22 protein-coding genes and 2 pseudogenes are annotated in these 20,254 nt (G+C 61.4%); 8 read left to right on the top strand and 16 right to left on the bottom strand.

The features are described from left to right. The 4 genes from ACRQ5J_RS01820 to speD all read left to right on the top strand — a co-directional run bounded on the left by ACRQ5J_RS01820 (position 1) and on the right by speD (position 3,142). Positions 1-1,038 (top strand): SPFH domain-containing protein, encoded by a 1,038-nt coding sequence (locus ACRQ5J_RS01820; RefSeq protein WP_432380885.1) that lies wholly within the window; start codon positions 1-3, stop codon positions 1,036-1,038. Positions 1,039-1,050: 12 nt separating this feature from the next. After that, on the top strand, positions 1,051-2,520 hold the full coding sequence (locus tag ACRQ5J_RS01815) for a DUF4178 domain-containing protein (RefSeq protein WP_432380884.1): 1,470 nt from the start codon (positions 1,051-1,053) through the stop codon (positions 2,518-2,520). Beyond that, the gene (locus ACRQ5J_RS01810; RefSeq protein ID WP_432380883.1) at positions 2,517-2,693 is read left to right on the top strand and encodes a hypothetical protein; all 177 of its coding nucleotides are present in this window, start codon (positions 2,517-2,519) and stop codon (positions 2,691-2,693) included. Before ACRQ5J_RS01815 ends, ACRQ5J_RS01810 begins: the two co-directional genes overlap by 4 nt. Positions 2,694-2,809: 116 nt before the next feature. Continuing rightward, entirely contained in the window at positions 2,810-3,142 is a 333-nt protein-coding gene (gene speD / locus ACRQ5J_RS01805; RefSeq protein WP_432383565.1) for an adenosylmethionine decarboxylase, read from the top strand. Here speD and ACRQ5J_RS01800 read toward each other — a convergent pair. Together ACRQ5J_RS01800 and ACRQ5J_RS01795 are read right to left on the bottom strand one after the other, a co-directional pair. Then, positions 3,075-3,776, bottom strand: coding sequence for a CPBP family intramembrane glutamic endopeptidase (locus ACRQ5J_RS01800; protein WP_432380882.1), 702 nt, complete (start codon positions 3,774-3,776; stop codon positions 3,075-3,077). The two genes, speD and ACRQ5J_RS01800, sit on opposite strands and share 68 nt — an antisense overlap. Continuing rightward, a complete protein-coding gene (locus tag ACRQ5J_RS01795; RefSeq protein ID WP_432380881.1) occupies positions 3,773-4,402 on the bottom strand; it encodes a glutathione S-transferase family protein in 630 nt (209 codons plus the stop codon). The genes ACRQ5J_RS01800 and ACRQ5J_RS01795 overlap by 4 nt, the downstream gene beginning before the upstream one ends. A gap of 230 nt (positions 4,403-4,632) precedes the next feature. Between ACRQ5J_RS01795 and ACRQ5J_RS01790 the strand changes: the two genes are divergently transcribed. From ACRQ5J_RS01790 to ACRQ5J_RS01775, 4 genes are all read left to right on the top strand, one after another. Continuing rightward, positions 4,633-5,403, top strand: a complete 771-nt coding sequence (locus ACRQ5J_RS01790) for an AraC family transcriptional regulator (protein ID WP_432380880.1) — start codon at positions 4,633-4,635, stop codon at positions 5,401-5,403. A 205-nt stretch (positions 5,404-5,608) separates the two neighbouring features. Beyond that, complete coding sequence (gene rsgA / locus ACRQ5J_RS01785) at positions 5,609-6,658, top strand: ribosome small subunit-dependent GTPase A (protein ID WP_432380879.1); 1,050 nt, start codon at positions 5,609-5,611, stop codon at positions 6,656-6,658. Between the two features lie 107 nt (positions 6,659-6,765). Next, positions 6,766-7,095 (top strand): type II toxin-antitoxin system RelE/ParE family toxin, encoded by a 330-nt coding sequence (locus ACRQ5J_RS01780; RefSeq protein WP_432380878.1) that lies wholly within the window; start codon positions 6,766-6,768, stop codon positions 7,093-7,095. Further along, positions 7,061-7,402, top strand: a complete 342-nt coding sequence (locus ACRQ5J_RS01775) for a helix-turn-helix domain-containing protein (RefSeq protein WP_432380877.1) — start codon at positions 7,061-7,063, stop codon at positions 7,400-7,402. The genes ACRQ5J_RS01780 and ACRQ5J_RS01775 overlap by 35 nt, the downstream gene beginning before the upstream one ends. A 64-nt stretch (positions 7,403-7,466) precedes the next feature. Here the strand turns inward: ACRQ5J_RS01775 and ACRQ5J_RS01770 are convergent, their stop codons facing one another. From ACRQ5J_RS01770 to ACRQ5J_RS01705, 14 genes and pseudogenes are all read right to left on the bottom strand, one after another. Next, positions 7,467-7,889 carry a F0F1 ATP synthase subunit epsilon gene (locus ACRQ5J_RS01770; protein ID WP_432380876.1) on the bottom strand — a complete coding sequence of 141 codons (423 nt, stop codon included), beginning with the start codon at positions 7,887-7,889 and terminating at the stop codon, positions 7,467-7,469. Between the two features lie 57 nt (positions 7,890-7,946). After that, positions 7,947-9,347 (bottom strand): F0F1 ATP synthase subunit beta, encoded by a 1,401-nt coding sequence (atpD, locus tag ACRQ5J_RS01765; RefSeq protein WP_072782968.1) that lies wholly within the window; start codon positions 9,345-9,347, stop codon positions 7,947-7,949. Positions 9,348-9,377: 30 nt separating this feature from the next. After that, on the bottom strand, positions 9,378-10,253 hold the full coding sequence (gene atpG, locus ACRQ5J_RS01760; protein WP_432380875.1) for a F0F1 ATP synthase subunit gamma: 876 nt from the start codon (positions 10,251-10,253) through the stop codon (positions 9,378-9,380). Positions 10,254-10,312: 59 nt separating this feature from the next. Next, positions 10,313-11,854, bottom strand: coding sequence for a F0F1 ATP synthase subunit alpha (atpA, locus tag ACRQ5J_RS01755; RefSeq protein ID WP_432380874.1), 1,542 nt, complete (start codon positions 11,852-11,854; stop codon positions 10,313-10,315). An 80-nt stretch (positions 11,855-11,934) separates the two neighbouring features. Then, a complete protein-coding gene (locus ACRQ5J_RS01750; protein WP_432380873.1) occupies positions 11,935-12,480 on the bottom strand; it encodes a F0F1 ATP synthase subunit delta in 546 nt (181 codons plus the stop codon). A 2-nt stretch (positions 12,481-12,482) separates the two neighbouring features. Then, positions 12,483-12,953 (bottom strand): F0F1 ATP synthase subunit B, encoded by a 471-nt coding sequence (locus ACRQ5J_RS01745; RefSeq protein WP_432380872.1) that lies wholly within the window; start codon positions 12,951-12,953, stop codon positions 12,483-12,485. Positions 12,954-12,995: 42 nt separating this feature from the next. After that, a complete protein-coding gene (atpE, locus tag ACRQ5J_RS01740) occupies positions 12,996-13,274 on the bottom strand; it encodes a F0F1 ATP synthase subunit C (protein ID WP_090188637.1) in 279 nt (92 codons plus the stop codon). A 58-nt stretch (positions 13,275-13,332) separates the two neighbouring features. Continuing rightward, positions 13,333-14,127 (bottom strand): F0F1 ATP synthase subunit A, encoded by a 795-nt coding sequence (gene atpB, locus ACRQ5J_RS01735; RefSeq protein ID WP_432380871.1) that lies wholly within the window; start codon positions 14,125-14,127, stop codon positions 13,333-13,335. A gap of 21 nt (positions 14,128-14,148) precedes the next feature. Further along, positions 14,149-14,514 (bottom strand): ATP synthase subunit I, encoded by a 366-nt coding sequence (locus ACRQ5J_RS01730; protein WP_432380870.1) that lies wholly within the window; start codon positions 14,512-14,514, stop codon positions 14,149-14,151. 303 nt (positions 14,515-14,817) lie between these two features. After that, positions 14,818-15,687: a ParB/RepB/Spo0J family partition protein gene (locus tag ACRQ5J_RS01725; protein ID WP_432380869.1), complete on the bottom strand. Its 870-nt coding sequence runs from the start codon at positions 15,685-15,687 to the stop codon at positions 14,818-14,820. 9 nt (positions 15,688-15,696) lie between these two features. Beyond that, a pseudogene (locus ACRQ5J_RS01720) lies at positions 15,697-16,400 on the bottom strand (ParA family protein). A gap of 167 nt (positions 16,401-16,567) precedes the next feature. After that, positions 16,568-17,218, bottom strand: a pseudogene (rsmG, locus tag ACRQ5J_RS01715) (16S rRNA (guanine(527)-N(7))-methyltransferase RsmG). Then, entirely contained in the window at positions 17,215-19,140 is a 1,926-nt protein-coding gene (gene mnmG, locus ACRQ5J_RS01710) for a tRNA uridine-5-carboxymethylaminomethyl(34) synthesis enzyme MnmG (RefSeq protein ID WP_432380868.1), read from the bottom strand. The pseudogene rsmG and the gene mnmG overlap by 4 nt, the downstream one beginning before the upstream one ends. 261 nt (positions 19,141-19,401) lie before the next feature. Then, positions 19,402-20,166: a TSUP family transporter gene (locus ACRQ5J_RS01705; protein ID WP_432380867.1), complete on the bottom strand. Its 765-nt coding sequence runs from the start codon at positions 20,164-20,166 to the stop codon at positions 19,402-19,404. Positions 20,167-20,254 lie beyond the last annotated feature (88 nt).

Below are 20,254 nucleotides of genomic sequence, written 5' to 3'. Positions count from 1 at the left end.
ATGGGTATCGGCAGCTTTATCAAGAAGCAGTTTATCGATGTACTGCAATGGAACGAGGACACCGAGGGCGTGCTGGCCTGGCGCTATCCGATGGCCGACCAGGAAATCCAGAACGGCGGCCAGCTGGTGGTGCGCGAGTCGCAGGTGGCGGTGTTCGTCAACGAGGGCCAGATCGCCGACGTGTTCGGCCCCGGCACCCACACGCTGACCACGCAAACCCTGCCGCTGCTGACCAACCTGAAAAACTGGGACAAGCTGTTCGATTCGCCGTTCAAGTCGGACGTGTACTTCTTCAGCACCCGCGTGCAGACCGGCCGCAAATGGGGCACGCCGCAGCCGATCACCATCCGCGACAAGGATTTCGACATGGTGCGCGTGCGCGCCTTCGGCATGTATTCGTACCGCGTGACCAATGCGCGCGCCTTCTTCACCGAAATCAGCGGCACGCGCGAAATCTACACCCGCGACGAGGTGGAAGACCAGCTGCGCGGCATCCTGATGGCGACCATGGCCAGCTCGCTGGGCGCGTCGCAAGTGCCGTTCCTCGACATGGCGGCCAACCAGGCGCTGATGGCGCAGCAGGTCAAGGGCGACCTGACCACCGCCTTCGCCCGTTACGGCATCGCACTCGATGAATTCAACGTGACCAGCGTGAGCCTGCCGGAAGAACTGCAGGCGGCGCTGGACGAGCGCATCTCGGCCGGCATGAAGGGCGGCATGAGCGCCGACAAGATGGCCGGCTTCACCAAATACCAGGTGGCCAGCGCGATTCCGCTGGCGGCCGGCAACGAGGGCGGCCTGGCCGGCATCGGCGCCGGCCTCGGTGCGGGGATGACGGTGGGCCAGGTGATCGGCCAGACGCTGGGCAGCACGCTGGCGCCGCAAGCCGGCGCACCGGCCGGGGCGCCGGCCGCGCCAGCGGAAGACTCGATCGAAGCGCGGCTGGAAAAGCTCAAAGGCCTGCTGGACAAAGGCCTGATCTCGGCCGCCGACTACGACAGCAGCAAAGCCGAACTACTGAAAAAACTGATCGGCTAAGGCTAGCACTGCATGCAAATAGTTTCCTGCCCCAGCTGCGGCGCGGAAGTCAGATTCCGCTCGCACGCCTCGGTCATGGCGGTCTGCGAGTATTGCAGCACGCGCGTTCTGAAGGACGAAGGCGCGGTCAAGGACCTGGGCAAGATGTCGTCCGTGCTGGAGGACTATTCGCCGATCCAGATCGGCACCGCCGGCGTGCTGGGCGGGCGCGCGTTCACCGTGGTCGGCCGCATCCAGCTGCGCTATTCGGCGGGGATGTGGAACGAGTGGTTCCTGTTCTTTGACGACGGCAAAACTTCGTGGCTGGGCGATTCGTCCGGCATGTACACCATCACCGCCGAATACCAGGGCGAAACCCAGACCCAGGCCTTCGAGGACCTGGCGCCCGGCCGCAGCTACAAGATCGGCGGCGGCTTGTACATTGCGGCCGAGGTGCGCGTGGCCGATTGCGTCGGCGGCCAGGGCGAGCTGCCGTTCAAGGTCGGCGACGGCTACCAGGCGCGCGTGGCGGACTTCCGCCGTGGCGGCGAATTCATCACGCTCGATTATTCCGACGGCCCCGATCCAGTCGTCTACACCGGCCTGTCGGTCACGCTGGACAGCCTGCAATGCCAGCTGCTGCGCGACGACGACACCATCCAGCGCGCCGCCGGCCGCTATCGCGGCAAGCTCGATGCGCTGGACTGCCCGGCCTGCGGCAGCCCGATCAAATACCTGCCGGGCGTGACGGCCAACCTGGTGTGCCCGGCGTGCGCCACGCAAATCGACGCCGCCAGCCCGAAGGCGCAGGTGGTGGCGGCCGGCGAGCGCGTGGCCAAGGTGCCGCTGACCATCGAACTGGGCGCGACCGCAAAAATCAACAACCAGGACTTCACCATCATCGGCATGATGCGCCGCGCCGACGACGAAGGTACGCAGTGGAACGAATACCTGATGTACGGCCCGCGCGCCGGCTTCTCGTGGCTGGTGGAAACCGATGAAGGCTGGTCGGGCGCCAATGTGCTGTCCGATTGGCCGCTGGCGTACACGCCAGGCGCCGGCAAGGTGGTTGTGGATAAAGTGACTTTTTCCCGCCTGTACGACTACAACGCGGTGGTGACGTACGCGGTGGGCGCCTTCAACTGGCGCGTCAGCGTCGGCGACAGGATGCAGGTGGAAGAGTTCCAGGCCGGCCAGCTGCGGCTGGCCGCCGAGATCACGCCGCAGGAAATGACGTGGTCGCGCTCGTCGCCGGCGTCGGCCGACCAGCTGGCGCTGTGGTTCGGCCCAGCCTTCAAGGGCAAGCTCAAGGCGCCGTCCAGATCCAGGCCGTTTGGCAACAACCGCCACCGGACGACAGCCAAGTACATCATCTGGTTCATGCTGGCGGTGAACGCGATACCGCTGCTGTTCAATTTTGGCGACACCTGGTTCCTCAGCGCGATCGCCGCGCTGGCGATCTACCTGCCGGCGACCTTCCTCGATAATAATGACCAAGCATGACTAGATTTTTCATCTACGCGATTATCGTGGTGCTGTTCAGCGCCGGCAGCAGCTGGAGCCGGATGGGCGGCGGCGCGGGCAGCGGCTCCTCGCGCGGCAGCGCCTGGAGCTCGCACACCGGCGGTGGCGGCGGCAGCTGGGGCGGCGGTTCGGGCGGCGGAGGCCACAAGTGAAGCGCGAATCGCTGCCGCCGGCAGCCTCAACCGACCGCGGGCATGCGTCGGCACCGGCGCCGGCGCAACATCCGGCCGCCGCGCAGTTGCCCACCCACGCGCCGACGGGCCACCACATGCTGGCCGACCTGAACGGCATCTCTGCCGAAAAATTAAGCAATTGCGCGACGCTGGAAAGCCTGCTGCGCGACGCCGCCGAAGCGGCCGGCGCACGCGTGCTGTTCAGTCACTTCCACGGATTTGGCGTAGGGCTGGGCGTCACCGGCGTGGTGCTGCTGGCCGAATCGCACATCACCATCCACACCTGGCCGGAGTGCGGCTTTGCCGCCGCCGACATCTTCATGTGCGGCAGCGCGCAGCCGGAGTTAGCGCTCGCTCTCATCAAGAAGGCTTTACAGCCGAGCTCTGCTCACGTGCACACCGCGCGTCGCGGGCCGCCAGTTTCCTGAGCAGCGCCGGCAGGAAGATAAGCAGCGAGTCGATCAGCACGTGGGCGATCATGCAGGCGATCAGGTCGCGCTGCCATAAATACAGCCCGGTCAGCAAGCTGCCGCCGAACAGCACGCCAATCAGATGGCCCCACGACCAGCCGCCCAGGTGCGCCAGCGTAAACACCGTCAGCGGCACCAGCGCGGCGATCCACAGATTGCCGGTCAGCGCATGCAGGCGCTCGACCGGATAGCCGCGAAACATGATTTCCTCGGTAACGCCAGCGGTGATGACCACCGCCCAGCGGAACCACGCCGGCGTGCCGGCCAGCCGGTTCAAGCCCTCGGCGGAATCTTCCGGCAGCGCCGGCTTGCCGCCCTTGCTGGCCTGAAGAATGGATATCACCGACGTGGCCAGGATCGTCAGCCCGAGCGCGGCGCCGATCAGCCAGGCCAGATAATTGCCCCAGGCGATGCCGATGCTGGCCAGCGGCCGCCGTTCCCACAGCAGTACCAGCGCCAGCAAGGCCAGGCAGCTGCCCCACGCCTTGATCAGGTGCGGCCATTGCTCGATAGCGCCCTTGCCGCGCTTGAGGAAAGCAAACAGCGAGGGCAAGCCCATCGCCAGCAGCAGGCCTGCCAGCGTTGCGGTCATGCGGCGGCCTGTTCGGCGGCCAGCGCCGCGTCCTTCTCGCGGGCGGCGATGGCGGCCGGACGGCTGTTCACGCGCTCCACATATTGTTCGATCACCGGCAGCTTCGGCACCAAGCCGAACATCATCATCCAGCCGAAAGCCGTGCCCCACAATACATCGAGCGCGCTGAACTGCTCGCCCAGCAGGTATGGGCCTTTACCCAGCTGCTCGACCAGCGTGCTGAACATGGTATCGAAATCGCCGTAGTGGCAGGCCTGCTTGTCGGCTGGCTTGTTCTTCATCCACTGGTCGACGATGGCCGGCTCGAAGCAGCTGCCGTAGAACGCCATCCAGCGCAGATAGGGGCCGCGCAGCGGATCGCCCAGCGGCGGCGCCAGCTTCGCTTGCGGGAACAGGTCGGCCAGGTAGAGATAGATGGCTACCTGTTCGGTGACAATGGCGTCGCCATGGCGGATCGCCGGCACCTTGCCCATCGGGTTGACGGCCAGGTAAGGGGCGGCGCGGTTCTCGCCCTTCTTCATGTTCATCACATGCAGCTCGTACGGCGCGCGCAACTCCTCCAGCAAGGTCAGCACGCCGGTCGAGCGCGAGTGCGGGCAGTGATACAACGTAATTTGCTGATTCATGTGTTTCTCCGAAGTGGTAGTGGAAAAGCCACGATAACGCTTGCTAAGATGATGGTCTTGTAAAAACGCGAAAACCTCGCCCCGTCATTCCCGCGCAGGCGGGAATCTATAGAACGTCTCAGCGCAAGCTCAGCATGGATTCCCGCCTGCGCGGGAATGACGCGGCTGGCCCCTGACAGTCCAAATCTATGACAACGCTGCAAAGTGTACCGCGTCCAACACGCGGCGTGGTGAACCCCGCGGCCGGGGAAAAAGTCTTTCGGCTGGAACGCTACCTGCCCGACGCCGACCTCGCCCCATTTATCGAGCACTTCTGGCTGGTGGCGTGGACGCTGCCGGACGGCGTGGTACACGTGCAACGCACCCTGCCCTCGCCGTGCATCCATGTCGTATTCGACGCCGGCCGCACAGCGGTGTTCGGCGTGATGACCGGCGCCTTTGAATACACGCTACGCGGCAGCGGCCGCGTGCTGGGCCTGCGCTTCCGGCCGGGCGCGTTTCGCGGCTTCCTGCGCCAGCCGGTGCAGAGCGCCACCAACCGCGAGCTGCCGCTGTCGGCCGTGTTCGATTGCGACGACGCCGGGGCCGAGCAACGCGTGCTCGGCGCGGCCGACGACGCCGGCATGGTGGCCGCCGCCAGCGCCATCATCCGCAGCGCCCTGCCCTCTATCGATCCGGTGACCGAACGCATCGCCGAAATTCTGCGCACCATCGAACACCACGCCGACATCACGCAAGTGCAGCAGCTGGCGGACCACGTCGGCATCAGCGTGCGCAAGCTGCAAATGCTGTTCAAGGACTATGTCGGCGCCACGCCGAAATGGGTGATCCGCCGCAACCGCCTGCTGGACGCCTCCGACCTGCTGGCCAAAGGCAGCGATATCGACCTGGCCGCGCTGGCGCAGCAGCTCGGCTACTACGACCAGTCCCACTTCACCACCGATTTCGAAAAACTGGTCGGCAAGCCGCCCGCCGATTACCGCCGCAGCTGCCAGGATTGACGCCAGCGCCGCGCGGTGCGACACTGGCTGCTCCACTCAAGCACAGGAGACCACAAAATGCGCCACGTAGACATTGCCCTCCTGTCGGCTGCCTGATACGCCCATCCGCTTGTTGATCCGCGCGTTATCGCGCAGCTGACTTCCCGTACTCGTCGCCCGTCGCCTCGCCGCGAAGGGTATCGCTCGTCCTACTGGAATCAACATCATGATCGACATCGATTTCGCATCACTGCGCCGTATCGGATTTACCCAAACTCTCGCCAGCCAGCTTCACCTTTTGCCGGAGACACCGGCGGACGCGCGGCTGGCCCGCATCACTGAAATCCAGCGCGACTGGCTGACCATGCACGACGGCCACGACGAATTCCGCGCCCGCGTGCTGCGCTCGGTTCACGACGCTACGCCAGCCGTTGGCGACTGGGCGCTCAGCACCACGCTCGGCCACGAGCACTGGCTTTGCGCGGTGGTGCCGCCGGTGACCCACATCGCCCGGCGCGGCCACGATGGCCGTCATCACAGCCTGGTCAGCAATGTCGACACGGCATTGCTGGTGATGGGGCTGGACAAGGACTTCAATCCGCGCCGGCTGGAACGCTACCTGGCCATCGTCAAGACGGCCAACGTGGAACCGGTGGTGGTGTTGAGCAAAGCGGATGTCGCCACGGACACGCAACAGCGCATGGCGCTATTGCGCGACCGGCTTCCCCGCAACATTGCGCTGCTGGCGGTCAATACGCTGAGCGACAGCGTCGTCACGCAACTGGCGCCGTGGCTGGGCGCCGGGCAAACGCTGGTATTGCTGGGATCATCGGGCGCCGGCAAATCCTCGCTGACCAATACGCTGGCGCAAGCCGGCCAGCACACCGGCAGCGTGCGCGACAGCGACCACCGGGGCCGGCACACGACTACATCACGTTCGCTGCATCGGTGCGCGAGCGGCGCCTGCATCATCGACACGCCGGGCCTGCGCAGCTGGCAGCCGGACGCCGACCAGGCCAGCATCGCAGCAAGCTTCGACGACATCGAGGCGCTGGCCTCGCAATGCCAGTTCCGCGACTGCCGCCACGCCACCGAGCCCGGCTGCGCGGTGCGCGGCGTGGTGGACGCCGACCGTCTGCACAACTACCACAAGCTGCTCCGCGAAGCCCGGCGCAGCGAACAAACGCCGCTCGACCGCGTCGCCGAAGTGGCGAAGTGGAAAGTGCTGCACCGGGCCGCCCAGGCCCGCGTGAGGGAAAAGAAAGGCGAAGTGTAAAAACAGCGTGGGCACGACGGCGCCATCCGGCCCAGCATGGAAGCCCATCTTTTATCTGGATGTGCCAGATCAAAATCGACGATGGTTCGACGCGCTAGAGTCCATCGATGCATACCATCGTCGAACTTGCCGATTTCACTCGCCTCTGGCCGCGCTATTGGCTGGAAGAGGACTACAATGAATTCATCGGCTACCTCGCGGCAAATCCTTTTGCTGGCGTTGTAATACCAAATACCGGCGGCGTCAGAAAAGTCCGCTGGGGGAAAAAGGGTTCAGGAAAGTCAGGCGGCGTAAGAGTCATCTATTTCACCCGCAACGCGTTGGGGGAGATCATTCTGATCACCATCTACGCAAAATCGGTGACCGCCAATCTGACGCCAGCAAATCTGAAGGATTTACGCCATGACTACGAAAAAATCTCTGCCGTTAAGCGATGAAGAACTTGAAACGTACGAAGCGACACGTGACCTTTATGCAGAGCTGAAACAAGCTGCAAAAGAGATCGAGGCCGGACTAGGCCGCGTTGTCTACTCCCCCATCATCGCTGCGAGAAAAAATACAGGATTGTCAAAGGCAGAGTTTGCCGAATGTCTCGGTGTGAGTACTTCCACACTGGAAGATTGGGAACAACGACGAACCACGCCAGATACTGCCGCCCTGCCCTTGATTGCTATCGCGCGCGACGAGCCCGCAGTCTTCCTGACCCTCACACGCGCCCGGCCAAAGGAGGCCACGCAAAAGTAAAAAAGCTATCGATAAAAAAGGCAGCCGAGGCTGCCTTTTTTGTTGATGCTGCTGTTGCGTTGCCCTAGCGCTTTTCGCGCAGCTTGGCGATCGCTGCCAGCTGGCCGATGGCCGCTGCCAGTTCGGCTTGCGCTTTCGCGTAGTCGATGCCCGAGCTGTTGTTGGCCAGCGTTTCCTCGGCGCGCTTCTTGGCCGCGGCCGCTTTGGCCTCGTCCAGGTCGGCGCCGCGGATCGCGGTGTCGGCCAGCACCGTCACCGTGCCCGGCTGCACTTCCAGCAGGCCGCCGGCGACGAAGACGAACTCTTCTTCCGACTTGCCTGGGATCTGGATGCGCACCGCGCCCGGACGGATACGGGTAATCAGCGGCGTGTGCTTCGGGTAGATACCCAGCTCGCCCTGCTCACCCGGCAACGCGACGAATTCGGCTTCGCCAGAGTAGATCAACTCCTCGGCGGAAACCACGTCAACGTGAATAGTGTTTGCCATGTCTGTCCTATCGGGTGGATCGCCGCGGCCTTGCGGCCGCGGCGAACAACTCAACTATTAGTTGAGTTTCTTGGCTTTTTCGATGGCTTCTTCGATCGTGCCGACCATGTAGAACGCTTGCTCTGGCAGGTGATCCAGTTCGCCCGAGGCGATCATCTTGAAGCCCTTGATGGTGTCCTTCAGCGACACGTACTTACCAGGCGCGCCGGTGAACACTTCAGCAACGTGGAACGGCTGCGACAGGAAACGCTGCATCTTACGTGCGCGCGCCACCAGCAGCTTGTCTTCCGGCGCCAGCTCGTCCATGCCCAGAATCGCGATGATGTCACGCAGTTCCTTGTAGCGCTGCAGCGTGCCCTGAACGGCGCGCGCGGTGTCGTAGTGGTCTTGGCCGACGACCAGCGGGTCCAGCTGGCGCGAGGTCGAGTCCAGCGGGTCGACCGCAGGGTAGATACCCAGCGAGGCGATGTCACGCGACAGAACGACGGTCGAGTCCAAGTGGCCGAAGGTGGTCGCTGGCGACGGGTCGGTCAAGTCATCCGCTGGCACGTACACGGCCTGGATCGAGGTGATCGAACCGGTCTTGGTCGAGGTGATGCGCTCTTGCAGACGGCCCATTTCTTCGGCCAGCGTCGGCTGGTAGCCCACTGCCGACGGCATACGGCCCAGCAGTGCCGACACTTCGGTACCGGCCAGCGTGAAGCGGTAGATGTTGTCGACGAAGAACAGCACGTCCTTGCCTTCATCACGGAACGCTTCCGCCATGGTCAGGCCGGTCAGCGCCACGCGCAGACGGTTGCCTGGTGGTTCGTTCATCTGACCGTAGACCATCGCCACTTTCGAGTTGGCCGGGTTTTCCAGGTCAACCACTTTGGCGTCAGCCATTTCGTGGTAGAAGTCGTTACCTTCACGGGTACGCTCGCCAACACCGGCAAACACGGACAGACCCGAGTGTGCTTTAGCGATGTTGTTGATCAGTTCCATCATGTTCACGGTCTTGCCGACGCCGGCGCCACCGAACAGGCCAACCTTACCGCCTTTGGCGAACGGGCAGACCAGGTCAATAACTTTAATGCCGGTTTCCAGCAGGTCTTGCGATGGCGACAGCTCATCGTAAGCTGGTGGAGCGCGGTGGATCGAGGCGATCTGGTCGTGAGCGACCGGGCCGCATTCGTCGATCGGGTTGCCCAGCACGTCCATGATACGACCCAGGGTCGCTTTGCCCACTGGCACCATGATTGGCTTGCCGGTGTTCTGGATTTGCATGCCGCGACGCAGACCGTCCGACGAACCCAGAGCGATGGTACGCACGATACCGTCACCCAGTTGTTGTTGTACTTCCAGCGTCAGCTCGGAGCCTTCCATCTTCAAGGCATCAAATACCTTGGGCATTGCGTTGCGTGGAAACTCAACGTCAACCACCGCGCCGATACACTGAACGATTTTGCCATCAGCCATGTTCGTTCCTTCAAATATAGTTAAATTCGTTTAAACCGCTGCCGCACCGGCGACGATTTCGGAGAGTTCTTTGGTAATCGCGGCCTGGCGGGTCTTGTTGTAGATCAGTTTCAATTCACCGATCACACTACCTGCGTTGTCGCTGGCCGCCTTCATCGCCACCATCCGCGCCGATTGCTCGGACGCCAGGTTTTCCGCCACCGACTGGTACACCAGCGCTTCTACATAGCGCTCCAGCAGTTCATCGATGACAGTCGCTGCATCCGGCTCGTAGATGTAATCCCAGTTGTGATTACCTGCGTCCGCCTGTTTGGTGGCAGCTGGCAGCGGCAGCAGTTGCTGCACTACCGGTTCCTGTTTCATCGTGTTGATGAACTTGGTGTAGCAGAGGTAAACCGCATCCACCTCGCCGCTCTGGAATTTTTCCAGCATGACTTTGACGGGGCCGATCAGTTTTTCCAGGTGCGGGGTGTCGCCGATCTGGGTCACTTGCGCAACCACCGGCACGCCGACGCGGTTCAGGAAACCCAAACCTTTATTACCAATCGCTACCGCGGCAATCTTGTTGCCCGCAGCTTCCAGCTCACGCGATTTGTTCGTCACCAGACGCAGGATGTTGGTGTTCATGCCGCCGCACAGACCCTTGTCGGTCGTGACCACGATGAAACCAACCGCCTTGGCCGTTTCCTTGGCTTCATCGGCCAGGAACGGGTGCGTGTACTCTGGGTTTGCGTTGGCCAGATTAGCAGCGATATTACGAATCTTCTCACTGTAGGGACGGGCGGCGCGCATGCGATCCTGCGCTTTGCGCATTTTCGATGCGGCGACCATTTCCATCGCCTTGGTGATCTTCTTCGTATTTTCTACGCTTTTGATCTTGCCACGTATCTCTTTGCCTACTGCCATGAGTCCTTACTCCTTCTGCGCTGAAGGCGCTCCGGGTTCAGCCGGAGCGCCAAGCTAACTTAAAATGCGCCGGATTTCTTGAAGTCGGCGATGGCAGCGGACAGAGCGGCTTCGCCGTCTTTGTCCAGTTGCTTCGACGATTCAATCTTCGACAGCAGGTCAGCTTGTTTGGTCTTCAGGTAAGCATGCAGGCCGGCTTCGAACGACAGTACTTTCTTGACTTCGACGTCGTCCAGGTAGCCCTTGTTCACGGCGAACAGCGAAGCGGCCATCAGCGAGATCGACAGTGGCGAGTACTGCTTCTGTTTCAGCAGTTCGGTCACGCGCGCGCCACGGTCGAGCTGCTTGCGGGTCGATTCGTCCAGGTCCGAGGCGAACTGCGCGAACGCAGCCAGTTCACGGTACTGTGCCAGGTCGGTACGGATACCGCCGGACAGGTTTTTGATGACCTTGGTCTGGGCGGCGCCACCAACGCGCGACACCGAGATACCGGCGTTGATCGCAGGACGGATACCGGCGTTGAACAGCGAGGTTTCCAGGAAGATCTGGCCGTCGGTAATCGAAATCACGTTGGTTGGCACGAACGCCGAAACGTCGCCAGCCTGGGTTTCGATGATCGGCAGTGCGGTCAGCGAACCGGTCTTGCCGGTGACGGCGCCGTTGGTGAAGGCCGACACGTAGTCGGCGTTCACGCGCGCTGCGCGTTCCAGCAGACGGCTGTGCAGGTAGAACACGTCGCCTGGGTAAGCTTCGCGGCCTGGTGGACGGCGCAGCAGCAGCGAGATCTGACGGTAAGCAACAGCTTGCTTCGACAGGTCATCGTAGACGATCAGCGCATCTTCACCGCGGTCGCGGAAGTATTCGCCCATGGTGCAGCCGGAGTAGGCCGAAATGTACTGCATCGCAGCCGATTCCGACGCCGAGGCGGCCACAACAATGGTGTACTCCAGCGCGCCGTGCTCTTCCAGCGAGCGCACGATGTTCTTGATGGTCGACGCTTTCTGGCCGATGGCGACGTAGATGCACGTCATGCCCTGGCCTTTTTGGTTGATGATCGCATCAACCGCAACTGCCGACTTACCGGTCTGACGGTCGCCGATGATCAGCTCACGCTGGCCACGGCCGATTGGCACCATCGCGTCGATCGACTTCAGGCCGGTCTGCATCGGTTGCGACACGGACTCGCGGGCGATCACGCCCGGGGCGATTTTTTCGATAGGCGAGGTCAGCTTGGCATCGACCGGACCTTTGCCGTCGATCGGCTGGCCCAGCGCGTTGACCACGCGGCCACGCAGTTCCGGACCGACCGGCACTTCCAGGATGCGGCCGGTGGTCTTGACGGTGTCGCCTTCCGAGATGTGCTCATAAGCACCCAGAATAACGGCGCCGACCGAGTCGCGCTCCAGGTTCATTGCCAGGCCGAAGGTGTTGCCCGGGAATTCCAGCATCTCGCCCTGCATCACGTCCGACAGGCCGTGGATACGGACGATACCGTCGGCCACGGAGATCACCGTGCCTTGGTTACGTACTTCAGCGCCACCATCAAGGCCTTGAATACGGCTCTTGATCAGCTCGCTGATTTCAGATGGGTTGAGTTGCATACTAACTAACTCCTAAATAGGGTTTCTCTCAGCTTGCGCGAGATGAAGAATCTGTTCTAAGCCGGTCGCCGAGCGTGAACTCAGGCGACCAGTGCAACACGCATTTGCTCAAGCTTGGCGCGCACCGAAGTGTCCAGCACTTCGTCGCCGACCACCACGCGTACACCACCGATCAGGGCTGGATCCACGGTCACTACCGGGTTCAGCTTGCGGCTGAATTTCTTTTCCAGCGTCGCGACCAGCGTGCTCACTTGCGCGGCGTCGAGTTCGAAGGCGCTGGTGATGTCGGCGTCTGCGGCGCCTTCCTCGGCGTTTTTCAACGCCTGGAATTGCGCGCCGATTTCCGGCAGCAGACTGATACGGCCGTTTTCCACCAGCATCGCCAGGAAGTTATTGGCTTCCGTGTTCAGCGGGGATTTCACCAGGGCCTTGAAGGCGGCGACGATATCGCTGGCCGACGCTTTCGGGTTGCGGGCGAATGCTTGCACCTCGGGGTGGGCACCGATCTGGGCCAGTTCGGCGACCAGCTCGGACCACGCCGCGAGGGTGAACGATTCCTTACCTGCTTGGGCTACGCGGAACAAAGCTTCCGCGTAGGGACGGGCGACGGTTGCGTTTTCTGCCATGATTACAGCTCGACAGACAGGCGCGACAACAGATCGGCGTGGGCCGAGGCGTTGACTTCGCGCTTGAGGATTTGCTCGGCGCCCTTCACAGCCAGGTCAGCCACCTGAGCGCGCAGCGCTTCGCGCGCCGTCGCCAGTTGCTGCTCGGCTTCAGCCTTAGCTTGCGCAATGATGCGGTCGGCTTCTGCTTGTGCATTCGCTTTGATTTCTTCCGCCACCAGTTGCGCGCGCTTTTCAGCGTCGGCAACGCGTTGCGAAGCTTCTTCGCGTGCACCGGACAGCGCTTCGGCGGCGCGCTTCTCAGCGGCTACCATGGCTTGCTGGCCCTGGTCGGCAGCGGCCAGACCATCGGCGATGCGCTTGGCACGCTCATCCAGCGCTGCGTTCAGCGATGGAAATACGAACTTCATCGAGACCCAGACCAACACCGCGAAGGTGATCATCTGGCCGAGAAGAGACATATTGATGTCCATACCTATGCTCCTAACTAAAAGTTTCTCCTAGGGTGGAGCAGATTACTGAGCGACGGTTTGCAGAGCGGCCAGGAATGGGTTGCTGAAGGTGTACAGCAGAGCGATACCAACGCCGATCATCGAGATCGCGTCCAGCAGACCGGCGATCACGAACAGTTTGGTTTGCAGTTGTGGCATCAGTTCTGGTTGACGAGCCGAAGCTTCCAGGAATTTACCGCCCAGAATGGCGAAACCCAGAGCGGTACCGATAGCGGCCAGGCCGATGATGATAGCGGCTGCCAGAACGGTCATGCTTTGTACTTGTGCGATCAGAGCTTGCATTGAAATTTCTCCTAAGATTTAAAAAAGACTACAGATACTAAAAAGTTAAAACGAAAATTTAGTGCTTCTCAACCGCAATGGCCAGATACACAACCGTCAGCGCCATGAATACAAACGCTTGCAGGGTCACCACCAGGATGTGGAAGATCACCCACGGACCACCGAGCAGCCACTGTGCCCACCATGGCAGCAGAGCGATCAGGATGAACAGCAGTTCGCCGGCATACATATTGCCGAACAAACGCAGCGACAGCGACAGTGGCTTGGCCAGCAACTCGATCAATTGGAAGACCAGGTTGACCGGCGCCAGGATGATGGCCATGAAGCCATGCGCGTGGAACGGCGCGGTCAGCAGCTCTTTACCCCAGCCGCCGAGACCTTTGGCTTTGATCGAGAAACCAATAATGCACAGCATGACGCCGAACGACATGCCGAAAGTGTGGTTGACGTCGGCGGTCGGCACGACGCGCAGCTTGTGGACGCCAAAGAAGCTCAGGATTTTCGGCAGCAGGTCGACCGGCAGGAAGTCCATCGCGTTCAGCAGCCAGACCCAGCAGAAAATCGTGATCGCCAGCGGCGCGATGACCTTGCTCTTGGCGTGGAACGCCGAGTTGACCACGTCGTTGACCAGTTCCATCACGGCTTCGACGAAGTTTTGCAGCTTGCCAGGGACGCCGGCGGTGGCGCGGCGCGAGGCCATGTAGAACACACCGAGGAAAACCAGGCCCAGAATGGCCGAAACCCAGAACGTGTCCAGGTTAAACATGCCGTCGGCCGATTTCAGGTGGCTTAAGTGGTGCTGAATGTACTCGATATTAGTGGGCGCTTCGTGCCCGACGTTTTCAGTGGTCATAAAAATATAAGATTTTGGTGATTAAATTGCGAGCAGTGAAAACCAGTAAGCCAAGGTTGCCACCGCGAAACCCAAGATCAGCCATAACCATGAGGCCGACTGAAACACCACGAGTGCCGCCACAAACAGCACCACCGTGATAAAAATCTTTGTCACTTCGGCGCGCACATGCGCGCGCAAAGCAATTTTGGCGTCGTTGGAACCGCGCGCAACAATCATCGCGTACATCAGACTCCCGATGACTGCGATGGCTCCGCCATAGGCGGCCGACCAAGCTTTGTGTACTCCGCCGAGATTCCAGGCGAGCAAGGCGAATCCAGTGGCGATGGCGAACTGGAGGGCAACAATGCGGAACACCGGTTTCGAAATGCTCGTCGAACTACTCACTGCCGAGACTCCTTAAAAACCGATTAAACCCCAAAAGACGCGTGATTATATGTGTCTTTCATGTATCACGTCAAACATGCTGCACCGCAGCAGAGCATATTGTGCACGAATGAGACGCTTTTAGAAACATTTCCGCAGTCTTTGCACCAAGTTGGAATCAAATCGAAATCCGTCGTTCCCGCGCAGGCGGGAACCCATGGACAGCGTGTTCATTAGCGCAGCATGGATTCCCGCCTGCGCGGGAATGACGGGTTACGCGCACAGACGGGTTGCGCGCACAGGCGGGTGATGTGCGCAGACGGCTCAGGCGCGCAGACGAGCGAGCACGCCGTCAAGAATATCCAGATCGGCGAAGTCAATAATCATCTGACCGCGGCCCTTGGCGCCCATCTTGAACACCACCGGCGTCGCCAACCGATCAGACAATTCTTCTTCCAGACGCGTGATGTCACCGGACTTTTCCTTGACACGCGCCTCCTTCGGCGACGCCTTCAATTCCTCCAGCGTTTTTGCCACCAGCTTCTCGGTTTCCCGCACCGATAATCTTTTGGCAATCACCGTATTGGCCAGGTTGATCTGGGTAGCCGCATCGACCGCCAGCAGCGCGCGGGCGTGGCCCATATCGATATCGCCGGCCATCAGCATGGTCTGCACCGGACTTGCCAGATTCATCAGACGCAGCAGATTCGACACCGCGCTGCGCGAGCGGCCGACCGCGTTGGCCGCCTGCTCGTGCGTGAAAGCGAAGTCGGTGATCAGGCGATGGATGCCCTGCGCCTCTTCCAGCGGGTTCAGGTCCTCGCGCTGCATGTTCTCGATCAGCGCCATCGCGGCGGCGGCCTGGTCGTCGACATCGCGCACCAGCACCGGCAGCACTTCCAGCCCCGCCAGCTGCGCGGCGCGGAAGCGGCGTTCGCCGGCGATGATCTCGTACTTGTCCTTGCCGACCGGCCGCACCAGGATAGGCTGCATGATGCCCTGGGTTTTGATCGAGGCGGCCAGCTCCTGCAGGCCGCCCTCGTCCATGCGGGTACGCGGCTGGTATTTGCCGGCCTGCATCTGCGTGACCTTCAGTTCGGATGGCGTGTTGGCGTCCGCCGTGTTGATGTCGCCATTGCCGCCCAGCAGCGCGTCGAGGCCGCGACCGAGGCCTTTGAGTTTTTTGGTTGCCATGTGATTGCCTTACATTTTCTTGATGCGCTTGACCATCTCGGCGCCGAAGGCGATATACGCCTGCGCGCCCTTGGACGACGGATCGAAGGTGACGCCCGGCACGCCGTACGACGGCGCTTCGGCCAGGCGCACGTTGCGCGGGATGATGGTCTTGAAGACTTTGTCGCCGAAGTGCTGCTCCAGCTGCGCCGACACCTGCTGCGACAGCGTCATGCGCGGATCGAACATCACGCGCAGCAGGCCGATGATCTTCAGGTCCGGGTTCAGGTTGGCGTGCACCTTCTTGATGGTGTTGACCAGATCCGACAGGCCTTCCAGCGCGTAGTACTCGCACTGCATCGGGATGATGACGCCGTGCGCGGCGCACAGGCCGTTCAGCGTCAGCATCGACAGCGCCGGCGGGCAATCGATCAGGATGAAGTCGTACTCCTTGTCCACCAGCGCCAGCGCTTCCTTCAGGCGGCGTTCGCGGTTGTCGAGTTCCACCATCTCCACTTCGGCGCCGGCCAGCTCGCGGTTCGACGGCAGCACGTCGAAGTGGCCAGGCTCGAGCGCTGGCGCGCCGCCGCCACGTCGGCCGTGCCCAGCATCACCTCGTAGGTCGATGCCTTCAACCCGGCCTTGTTGATGCCGGCGCCCATGGTGGCGTTGCCCTGCGGGTCGAGGTCCACCAGCAGCACGCGCTGGTTCAGTTTTGCCAGGCCGGCCGCCAGATTAACCGTGGTGGTGGTCTTGCCTACGCCGCCCTTTTGATTTGCTACGCAAAAATTTTTGCCATGTAATTCTTATGTGTGTTGATGCTTTTGATTTATACTGTATAAACGATATAAACGATTTATACTATTTATATGATATAAACCATTTATACCGTATAAACCGTTTATACTGTTTCTGGCTTGATGAACACCAGGTGGCGTTCCGCGTCCAGCCCCGGCACTGCCAAAGGCTCCAGTTTCTGCACTTTCCATGGTGCCGGCAGTCGCTCCCGCTCCTCTGCCGGCGCCGTGCCTTTCAGGGCGATGTATTGCCCCCCTCCGCCAGCAGGTGCCCGGACCAGTTGACGAAATCCGACAGATCCGCGAACGCCCGGGAAGTGATGACGTCGAACTTGGTCTTCACTTCCAGCTCCTGCACCTTCTTCGTACTACACGGTCACATTGCCCAGTTCCAGCTCGGCCTTTACCTGGTTAAGGAAGGCGGTCTTCTTGTGTACCGTGTCGATCATCGACACCCTCATGTCCGGCCGGCTGATCGCCAGTACCATGCCCGGCAGCCCGCCCCCTGCCCCGACGTCCAGCACGTTTGCGGCGCCGGCAAAGGCCGGCACTGCCGCCAGCGAATCGAGCAAATGCAGCTTCACCATTTCCAGTGGATCGCGCACCGAGGTCAGGTTGTAGACTGCATTCCACTTGTTCAGCAGGGCCAGATAATCCAGCAGCTTCTCTACCTGCGCCGCGTCCAGCGCCAGCGGCAGTTGATCGATGCCTTGTTTCAAAACATCCGCGATTACGCCACGGTCAAACACCTTCATGCCGCCTCATCTTTCTGCACAAAACCACCAAACCCAGCCTTCTTCAGGTGCACCAGCAGCAGCGAAATCGCCGCGGGCGTCACGCCCGAAATACGCGATGCCTGGCCCAGCGTTTCCGGGCGCTGCGCGTGCAACTTCTGGCGTACTTCCACCGACAACGCGGTGATGTCCAGGTAGTTGTAATTCTCCGGCAGCTTCAGGTTTTCGTAGTGTTCGTGACGCTCGACTTCACGCGTCTGACGGTCGATATAGCCCGAATATTTGAGCTGGATTTCGATCTGTTCCTTGACCGCCTCGTCGCTTTCGCCAGGTCCCGCCAGCGCGCGGCCGTCGGCGCCTTTCAGCGTCATCAGCGTGTCGTAGGCCACGCCCGGACGGCGCAGCAGATCGGCCAGCGAATACTCGCGCTCGATGGCCTGGCCGATCACGCGCTCCGATTCAGCCGCTTCCAGAATGCGTGGATTCACCCACGTGGAACGCAGGCGTTCCAGCTCCTTGGCCACCGCTTCGCGCTTGCGGTCGAAGGCTTCCCACTGCGCATCGCCGATCACGCCGAGCTTGCGGCCGATCTCGGTCAGGCGCATGTCGGCGTTGTCTTCGCGCAGGCTCAGGCGGTACTCGGCGCGGCTGGTGAACATGCGGTACGGCTCCATTACGCCCTGCGTGACGAGGTCATCCACCATCACGCCGAGGTAGGCTTCCGAGCGCGCCGGCGTCCAGGCTTCCTTGCCCTGGGTTTGCAGCGCGGCGTTGACGCCGGCCAGCAAGCCTTGTGCGGCGGCTTCTTCGTAGCCGGTGGTGCCGTTGATCTGGCCGGCGAAGAACAGGCCATTGATGGCCTTGGTTTCCAGCGACGCTTTCAGGCCGCGCGGGTCGAAATAATCGTATTCAATGGCGTAGCCGGGACGCAGGATGTGGGCGTTTTCCAGGCCTTTCATCGAGCGCACCAGCTCGATTTGGACGTCGAACGGCAGGCTGGTGGAGATGCCGTTTGGATAGAATTCGTGGGTCGTCAGACCTTCCGGTTCAAGGAAAATCTGGTGCGATTCCTTGGACGAGAAGCGGTGAATCTTGTCCTCGATCGACGGGCAATAGCGCGGACCAACGCCTTCGATGACGCCGGTGTACATCGGGCTGCGGTCCAGACCGCCACGGATGATGTCGTGGGTTTTGCTGTTGGTGTGCGTCACCCAGCATGGCATCTGCTCGGGGTGCATGGATGCGTTGCCCATTACCGAGAACACTGGCACAGGATCCAGATCGCCCGGCTGTTCAGTCATCTGGGTGAAATCGATGCTGCGGCCGTCGATACGCGGCGGCGTGCCGGTCTTCAGGCGGCCCTGCGGCAGCTTCAGCTCTTTCAGTCGCGCGGACAGCGACACGGCTGGCGGATCGCCGGCGCGGCCGCCCGAGTAGTTGTTCAGGCCGACGTGGATTTTACCGTCGAGGAAGGTGCCGGCGGTCAGCACCACGGCTGGCGCCAGGAACTTCAGGCCGATCTGGGTGACGGCGCCGACCACGCGGTCGCCCTCCACCATCAGATCGTCGACAGCCTGCTGGAACAGCCACAGATTCGGCTGGTTTTCCAGGCGCGAACGGATCGCTGCCTTGTACAGGATACGGTCGGCCTGGGCGCGGGTAGCGCGCACGGCTGGGCCTTTGGAGGAGTTCAGGATGCGGAACTGGATGCCCGATTCATCGGTGGCGATCGCCATGGCGCCGCCCAGTGCATCGACTTCCTTGACCAGATGGCCTTTGCCGATACCGCCGATGGATGGGTTGCACGACATCTGACCCAGCGTCTCAATGTTGTGGGTAAGCAGCAGCGTCTTCTGGCCCATGCGGGCGGAAGCAAGCGCTGCTTCGGTGCCGGCGTGACCACCGCCGACAACGATGACGTCGAATTTGGTAGGGAATAACATAGTGTGGAAAAAGTGAAGCGAAGGGATCAAGGTCAAATTATAGAGTTTTTTTGATGCTGCGACTTTTTTAGGCAAAAATATTCTTCTCTGTGTTCCACGTGAAACAATGAAAAAGGGCACCGAAGTGCCCTATACCATCCAACTATCGCCGTCGTTCCCGCGAAGGCGGGAACCCATACTGAGCTTGGGATCATGCGACCGCTCTATGGATTCCCGCCTACGCGGGAATGACGGGTGGTTAATGTTTCACGTGGAACAGTGTTACCAACGTAGCCACGCATCGTAGCCAGTCTTGACGATCAGCACTGACACCACAACCAGGAACAACTTGCGCACGAAGCCGCTGCCATGCTTCATCGCCATCCGCGAGCCGATCAGGGAACCGGCAATCTGACACACCGCCATCGTCAGGCCCAGCTGCCAGATCAGGTGGCCGGCGTAGCCAAACCACACCAGCCCGGCGAAGTTGCACGCCACATTCACCACCTTGGCCACCGCCGAGGCACCGAGGAAGTCGAAACCAAACACCCGCACAAACAGGAACACCAGGAAGCTGCCGGTGCCGGGGCCGAAGAAGCCATCATAAAAACCGATGGCCGCGCCGACCACCAGCGCCAGCGACTGCTCCTTGGCGCCGGTGTGGATAGGCGCGTGGACGCTGCCGAAGTCCTTCTTGGCAAAGGTATAGATCGCCACCAGCACCAGCACCACCGGCAGCGCGGTGCGCATGAAGTCGGCCGAGACATGGGTAACGGTGTAGGCGCCAAGGAAGGCGAAGATCAGCGCCGCCAACGCCGCCGGCGTCGCCACCGACCAGGCGATCGCTACCCGCCGCGCGTAACTCACCGCCGCAACGCTGGTGCCGAAGATGCTGGCCAGCTTGTTGGTGCCGATCAGCGTGGCCGGCGCCATGTTGGGAAACACCGTGAACATGGTCGGCAGCTGGATCAGCCCTCCTCCGCCCACCACCGCATCGACCAGACCTGCGCCGAACGCAGCAATACCCAACACCCAGAAGTCCACCATGATCCCGTCATCCCCAACGTGCAAAGGCTCTATTGTACGGAAGAAATGTGCGCCAGCTTATGCGCATCCGGCATGGCTTGGGGTAAGC

Source organism: Duganella sp. P38 (assembly GCF_050859475.1).
In the GTDB taxonomy this organism is placed as follows: Bacteria; Pseudomonadota; Gammaproteobacteria; order Burkholderiales; family Burkholderiaceae_D; genus Rugamonas.
Note: the sequence above shows the minus strand (reverse complement) of the source record. Positions and strands in the feature narration are given on the sequence as shown.